General features: G+C 57.2%; 5 protein-coding genes. All 5 read right to left on the bottom strand.

Translation table 11 applies throughout. The features are described from left to right. Positions 1-27 precede the first annotated feature (27 nt). The 5 genes from XI06_RS13205 to XI06_RS13225 all read right to left on the bottom strand — a co-directional run bounded on the left by XI06_RS13205 (position 28) and on the right by XI06_RS13225 (position 6,102). Complete coding sequence (locus tag XI06_RS13205; RefSeq protein ID WP_271605518.1) at positions 28-1,272, bottom strand: IS4 family transposase; 1,245 nt, start codon at positions 1,270-1,272, stop codon at positions 28-30. 563 nt (positions 1,273-1,835) lie between these two features. Continuing rightward, complete coding sequence (locus XI06_RS13210; protein ID WP_271605519.1) at positions 1,836-3,269, bottom strand: amidase; 1,434 nt, start codon at positions 3,267-3,269, stop codon at positions 1,836-1,838. Positions 3,270-3,888: 619 nt separating this feature from the next. Further along, on the bottom strand, positions 3,889-4,647 hold the full coding sequence (locus tag XI06_RS13215) for an amino acid ABC transporter ATP-binding protein (RefSeq protein WP_271605522.1): 759 nt from the start codon (positions 4,645-4,647) through the stop codon (positions 3,889-3,891). A 91-nt stretch (positions 4,648-4,738) separates the two neighbouring features. Continuing rightward, a complete protein-coding gene (locus tag XI06_RS13220) occupies positions 4,739-5,386 on the bottom strand; it encodes an amino acid ABC transporter permease (protein ID WP_271605520.1) in 648 nt (215 codons plus the stop codon). Then, positions 5,383-6,102 (bottom strand): amino acid ABC transporter permease, encoded by a 720-nt coding sequence (locus XI06_RS13225; RefSeq protein WP_271605521.1) that lies wholly within the window; start codon positions 6,100-6,102, stop codon positions 5,383-5,385. The genes XI06_RS13220 and XI06_RS13225 overlap by 4 nt, the downstream gene beginning before the upstream one ends. Between the last annotated feature and the right edge of the window lie 1,038 nt (positions 6,103-7,140).

The raw sequence follows: 7,140 nt of genomic DNA on the forward strand, positions 1-7,140 counted from the left end.
TCCGCAGGCACTCGACCATGGGCTATCTCAGCCCGGTTGAGTTCGAGCGCAAGGTGGGATTAGCTTAACTTGGTGTCCACCAAACCGGCAGCAGCTCACAATCTTGATCAGATAGTGCGAGAGCGTTTTCCGTCTTGCTCTTGCTTTGTCGTTGACGAGGCGATCGAGCACGCCGATTTCAGTCGCAGTCAACGCGAGGGTTGGTGGCGCGTCTGGGGCGGAACGGTTGAGCATTGTCATCCAGAAGACCCGCCAACTCAGGATGCAAAAGAGCGAGATCAGGTTGGTCAGACGCTGGGCGGTCCTAAGCTTCGACTCCTCAGCTTTGCAGCCCGATTTGAGGATCTTGTGGAACACCTCGATCTTCCATCTCAAACCATACCATTCGAGCTTCTCAATGACGTCGGTGCGGGAACCAACAGGCAGGTCAGTGATCAGCTTCCAATCGATCTTCTTTCTGTTTTTCGGCGTCCCGCGCTCTTCGGCATGGATCACTGTCAGGGTCAGAGCGGGATAGCGCTTCTGCTTTCCGATCGGCGGCAGAACGCGAATCTTGCGATACCTGATCTCAAGAACGGCCTGGTCGGGATCGCCGTTGCTGTCTCTGACTTCGATGCGATGGAGCCCTTTGACGGCGACCTCGTCCATTTCGTCGGCGATGGTGTGATCCCCGTCTCCAGCCAAGCGGTCGACGCAGGTCCTGATCAGGAAATGGGTCCCGATCTCCTGTGCTGCGCAGAAGAGTTCGTAGATGTCACTCTCGCGATCACCAATATGGATGCATCGTCCCGGATGATCCAAGAGTTGCGTAGACTGCTTCAGATTTTCCAACCACCGGACGCTTTCCTTTTTCTCGATGGGAATCCGGGTCGGATTGATCTTCTTTTTAAGCGCTGCTGTCCCCTTGAATTTCTTCCGGGTCCAGAACTTAACGGCCGCCAACCCCAGCGGCACCCCCTCGATTGTAACCGCGAGGCTCGAATGCATCAGGATGCCGCAAACCGTGTGCGATCTGAGGCGACCTGCCTTATCCCGTCCACTGTTTATGCTCTTGGTAATGCCGATCGCTTCTGACTTCTCGCGTTGATAGCTGAAGTCGGTCGTATCGTGCAGCGCAAGAACGAGACCTTCGGTGGCGGTGGCACGATCACGTGTCGATTGGAAATGCCCGGCCAGAATGTCCGCGTGGCTGACCCGGTCGTTAGAGAAGAAGCGGTAAGCTGCCTTGGTATTCGCCCAATCCTGGCAGACGAGCGGAATGCTTTGTCCCACGGCGCTCCAATCTGCGAGAGCAGTTTGCGGAATCTGTCGCCGACCCGCGCATCCCTAAACTCGCATCCACTACTCTCTCGATCAATCCAACATTCACCTTCCAAGGACCGCAAACAGCTTTTTGCCGATCGATCCCCAAAATGTCAGTCACATAGAGCACCCCTCGCGAATCAGGTGCTCAGAAAGGAATCACAAGTGATTCTCTCGATTCAAGATTTCCCCCATCAGCGGATCAGCCCGAGCGGTCAAAGTTATGCGTAATTGAAAGCCTCACCGGAGGCTTACCGCCTTACCATCGTGCCGATCGGTTCGTCCCAAGCGCCGCCTGGATAACCCTGGCATTTTTCAGCGGTCGAGACATCAAGCCAATATCTGCCGGTCGAAAGGCCCACGACCATCTTCATGTCTTCATGTCACCGCTACTGTTCAATTTACCGCTGCACTATAAAAGGAAAAGCAGCTTTCTTGTCGGCCCGATGATGGTGTTCGACAGGGGTGTGCGCGAGTGAGCCTCGAAGCACCCCACAATCGGCGGAGCCGCAATCAAGCAGGTACATTGAAAATCATCCCTCGATAACCGGCGGTTGTCTCTCGTGCCAGCGAAGTTGCTGCTCCAAAGCGGTCGCAACCTGAAGCAGCGTAGCTTCATCACCATACCGCCCCACCAGTTGCACGCCCAACGGCAACCCGTCATGGAAAACGCCTACGGGAAGCGAAATCGAGGGCACTCCGCACATATTGATGGTTGTGAGATATTCATTGAATGCAACCTTTTGCTCGTCAGGCCAGGCTTCTTCGTCACCTTCGTCTCGACGGAAGATGTGAGCGGGCCAAACCGGACACAGCACAACATCATAGCGTGCGAGTCGTCCCGCTATGTCGCATGCACTGATACGGATGGTCTCCACGTCGGCTGCAAATGTGATCGCGTCGACTGATTTGCCGACCTCGATGAATGATCTGGTGGCTGGCTCACAGTCGTCGTCGAGCATTCGCGCGCCCAGGGTCAGTTCCAACGCAGAGAGCCGCTGCGCTAGCTGAACCACAAAAACCCGCGATCGAGCAGCGCGAGCGGCCTCGGTGAACAAATTAAGTTCACACGGTTCGACTCGATGCCCAAGATCCTCCAGCAGGCGGGCTGTTTCATTCAAGCAAGCGGTAATCTCGCGGTCCATCTTGAACCCGTATGGCAACGATGTAGCCAAACCGACACTCAATTGGTTGGGGTCTCTGGCGGAAAGTTCCAGGAACGACTCAGCGCCCCTTGGGGGGGTGAAATAATCGCCTGGGCGGGGGCCACTCACGACATCCAAGTACGCCGCCGTGTCACGAACGGTTCGAGACAGGCAGCCCAATACTGATCCCGGCACCGCGAGCCCCTGCCAAGGATCGGGTATCCGCCCTCGCGAGGGTTTTAGCCCGATCAGGCCACAAACGCTTGCGGGCATTCGGATCGATCCCCCCCCATCGCTCCCACCTGCGACCGGGACTATCCTCGCTGCGACGGCCGCCGCTGCGCCGCCGCTAGAGCCTCCTGCAGAAAAAGCCAGATTCCAAGGATTCAACGTGGCGCCATACACCTTCGGTTCAGTCGTCCATCGCAAACCCATTTCCGAAGAATTGGTCATCCCGAAAGGAATCATGCCCGCCTCACGCAAGCGGCGCACGGCCTCACTATCAGTCTCGGCAACCGGAGCAAGCCGATGGAGAAATTTTAAGCCGTTGGTCGTCCGGAACCCCGCAACTTCGGCGCTGAGATTCTTTTCTAGATAAGGAACCCCGGAAAACGTCGAGTTGGCCTTACACGCGCTGGCTTGAGAACGCGCAAGTTCATACTCCCAGCTGATCAGTGCGTTGATGCGAGGGTTTGTCGCTTCAGCTTGGGCGATCGCAGCTTCCATGATCTCAGAAGGTGTGACTTGCCCAGCTTGAATCAATTCCGCCAAACCGAGTGCATCGCTAGTTTGATAAAGTGCTCGAATATCTCTGGACGCCATCGTGACTAGTCCTGTAATTTGCAGGATTGGTTCCTACCGCGAATTTATCGCAGTACCCTCTTCTGCTTTGACACCGCTCACATAGCGGCAGGGTTCGAATGCCTCCGGTACGACTCCGGAGGAAACGACCGTCACTTGGTCGGCCGCAAACACAGGGCCGATCGGCGCGAGCGCCGCGCGACGAAACAGCGACCCTCAAGAATCCGTTCATGTCTCGATATCTCATCGATATATATATCCTGCAGGCGGGTACACGATCTTCGCCCCGAACGGTGCCAGTTCTATCTTACGACTTCGGCGGCATGGGTCCGCCGACGCTAGCGTGCGAAATCCGTTATGTGAGCGATCCTAGTCACCGACATGCTGCTGCAGGTCTCCGGAACGCTGGCGGGCCGGCGCTTGCCATGGGCGCAAGCTAATTCTCGAGTTTAGGTGATCGTCTACTTAAAGGGTTAGTGTCGGTCCCAGCCTTCACGACGTCACATGCGCTTTTAGGATCGGCTTGGTTGATCGGCGTGATCCGCTGGCCGGACTAAGGGGAGCTCGTCCACAAGCTGGATGAGGCGGGAAACCTGCTATGGCTGAGTCGGTCGGGGCACAGAGCGCGTCCGTATAGTTTTCAGTGGTTCAACACGGATTGCAAGAATGCGCGCGTGCGGTCGGATTCGGGGCTGGTGAAGATCTTGTCAGGCGGGCCCTGTTCGATAATGCGCCCCGCGTCGAAAACAGCGATTCGATCTGAGATTTCCCGCGCGAAACGCATCTCGTGCGTCACGATTAGCAGCGATACCTTCGTTTCGTGAGCTATACCTCGTACCACGTCGAGAACTTCTCCGGCGAGCTCAGGATCCAGCGCAGAAGTGATTTCGTCGAGCAGGAGAATCTCCGGTTTCAAGATCAGCGCCCGCGCAATCGCGATGCGCTGCTGCTGACCTCCGGAAAGCTGGGCGGGATACGCATTCACCTTGCTTTCGAGACCCACCATCCGAAGGTATTCGAGCGCGCTCTTTTCAGCACGCTCTCTGGACTGCCGCAACACGGTCGTTGGCGCCAGGATCAGGTTCTGCAGCACCGTCAAATGGGGAAACAGGTTGAACTGTTGAAAGACCATACCGCACCGACGGCGGATTCGGGCCTCCTGCGAACTCGCTATCGGCTCCCCGGCCGCATCGAATACGATGCTCTCCCCGAAAACCCGGATATCGCCGCCGGTGGGCTTCTCAAGGGTCATCGCCAAGCGCAGCACAGTCGTCTTCCCTGAACCGCTCGGGCCAATTAACGTAACCTTTTCGCCGGGACGAACTTGGAGATCCAGATCGATCAGCACGCGGTGAGCACCGAAAGATTTTGAAACCTTGTCGAATTCAATTGCCCACATCGCCTGTTGCGACTTCGAGAGCGCGTCTGTCCGGTTGGCTGGCGCGGCGGCCCCGGGCGTGAGAGGTCCTGCCTGACTGAATTCCATGCTGCTAGACATGCTTATCCTTGAATTTGGAAACGAGATAGAGGAACGGCAGGTTCATGCCCATATAGATGAGACCCGCCAGGGTGAATGGTTCGAGGTAGCGGAAGTTCTCGGAACCGATCACGTTAGCTTCGCCCATGAGTACCGGAACCCCGATCGCAAAAAGCACTGCGGTCTCTCTGAACATGCCGAGCACGTAGTTGAGCAATGCAGGAATCGCTCGTTTAACCATTAGCGGTACGAGCACACGTTGCCATGTCACAAACCGGTTCAAATTAAGCGCCACGCACGCGTCGCGCAGCTCGTGCGGTATCGTGATCAGGCTACCTCGGTACACCTCCGAGCAGTACGCGGCGTAGACCACTCCTAAGACACCGATGCCAATCGGTATTGCGGGAAGAGTAATTCCCGCTTCCGGCAGGACGTAGAAGGCGAAATACAGCAGTACCAGGGTCGGCACACCTCGCAAGAATTCGAGCCAGAAACGAACGAATGCCCGCCCGAACTTGGTGCTCACATTCTCCAGAATGGCAAGCAACAGCCCTCCCACGAGCGCGATCGCAGATGCCGCAAGCGTCACCAAGATAGTATACCAGACCCCCGTCATCAGGTCTGGCAGGATCTTTAGGACAAAGCTCCAATCCCACGTCATTGGGCCGCTCCCGCAGTTACAGTCGCTCCGGGCGCGAGCTGAACCGGTACGCGCACGGCTCGCAATGCACGGTTCAGCGGCAGCAGCTGTTCAAGGGCCCGGAACGCAGCGCCGCAAAGATAAGTCAGAATCCAGTACAAGGCCGCAAGCAGGCAAAAAACGGTCACCGTGTCATAGGTTTGGCCGCGGATGTAGTTTCCGACATAGAGCACATCCTGCACACCGATGAAGCTTACGATCGCAGTCCACTTCACCATACTCCTGGCCAGACTGCCGAAAGCGGGCACGATTTGTGATAGCGCCTGCGGTAGAATGACCTTGGTGAAGCTCTGCACCTTGCTTAGCCCAAGCGCATGACACGCATCAGTTTGTCCTCGATGCACGGCCTCGATACCACCCCGGACAATCTCGGCGCCGTAGGCCGCACCGTCAAGCGCCAAAACCAGAATCGCAGCTGCCAAAGGACTCAAGCGCGGCATGCCTGGCAACAGCGGCAACGCATAGAACACCCAGAACAGGAGCACCAAAGCGGAGGGCGCGCGCACGAATTCGATGACAACAATAGCCGCGGCCCGTAGAGCTACGGCTGCGGAGAGTCTCATCGCTCCGAGAATAAGCGCGCCAATTGCCGCACCCGGGATGATGCACAATGACACCCACACGGTCACCCACAGACCTCGCGTGAGTACAGGCCAGTACTCCAGAACGTCCCTCATCGCAGTTGCTCCTCAACACAGCTTGGCACACGACATCCTCGGCACTAGGAAATCGGGAGAGAAACTCGACTTGGACGTCCCGTCCGTGTCAAGCTCGCCCACCACGTCAGCACCAGGGTGAGCGCCGACAGCCCCCCCACTGAGGTTCAGCGTACTTTGTCGATCAATTGAGGAACCCGTCGCCTCCTCACGCGGAGACACCATCGTGTAACGAGGCAGCGACGCCAGCCCGCCCTTCGCTTGGTCGACCTCGCGAATCGAGAAGAGCGATCCTCGTCTCGCGACGACGTCGGACATGATTAGCCTGTTAAAGTGGCCAGCAAAGCCACTAACAAGAGCCCCGCCCTCAAACGCATAACGCCTCCTCCTATCAATTGTAGTTGATTGGTTCGAGGATACTCTGATCGCACATCGCGCGGCCACGCCAATACCAATTTCATAGAGATCGATACCAAATGGGAATAGTCCTCCCGACCTCCACTCTTCTGGTGTCTACCAATCGGCAAGGGTGCCCTTAGAAGCGCATTTGCGCCGGATCCACTTGGTCCCCCTTCCGCCGGGATTCCGCAGTACCGGTGGAGCTCCAACCCGGTCGAAACTGCTCACGAAGCAACTCGACGGGGCGCGCCTCCCCCAGTCGCCCTCGGGAGCGATCGTTATAAATCTGAGCCGACGTCCACTCGGCCCGAGATGCCAGGCAGACGCAAGCCGACCAGTTCGTCGAGCCGCGCGCAACCGACAGGCGCTCCGCCAGGCCGCTCGACAGCTCGAACAGCCCGACATCAAAGCTTCAAAGCGGAGCTCACCCGCGTTGATCCCTACGCGCAACCCGCCGCGAGATCACTCGCCTTAGTGAATTTCGCGAGCAGCTTGGCCTGCAAGTCGCCGTTGCCAATCGCGTATTTATCGCGAGAATTGATGCAAGGAGAAGCTCTTCTGGCTGAGCAAACGTCGGCCAAGAATTAGCCGATCAATGCGGCTAACAAGACCACCAATGAGAGCCTTGCTGACACGCGCATAAAATCCTCTAGCTTATTT

Source organism: Bradyrhizobium sp. CCBAU 11434, from assembly GCF_028128895.1.
Lineage (GTDB): Bacteria > Pseudomonadota > Alphaproteobacteria > Rhizobiales > Xanthobacteraceae > Bradyrhizobium > Bradyrhizobium zhengyangense.

What these genes read in the sequence shown, in the direction of transcription:
- XI06_RS13215 (WP_271605522.1), bottom strand. Translation starts at nt 4,647, where the DNA reads ATGTGGGCAATTGAATTCGACAAGGTTTCAAAATCTTTCGGTGCTCAC.
- XI06_RS13210 (WP_271605519.1), bottom strand. Translation starts at nt 3,269, where the DNA reads ATGGCGTCCAGAGATATTCGAGCACTTTATCAAACTAGCGATGCACTC.
- XI06_RS13220 (WP_271605520.1), bottom strand. Translation starts at nt 5,386, where the DNA reads ATGACGTGGGATTGGAGCTTTGTCCTAAAGATCCTGCCAGACCTGATG.
- XI06_RS13225 (WP_271605521.1), bottom strand. Translation starts at nt 6,102, where the DNA reads ATGAGGGACGTTCTGGAGTACTGGCCTGTACTCACGCGAGGTCTGTGG.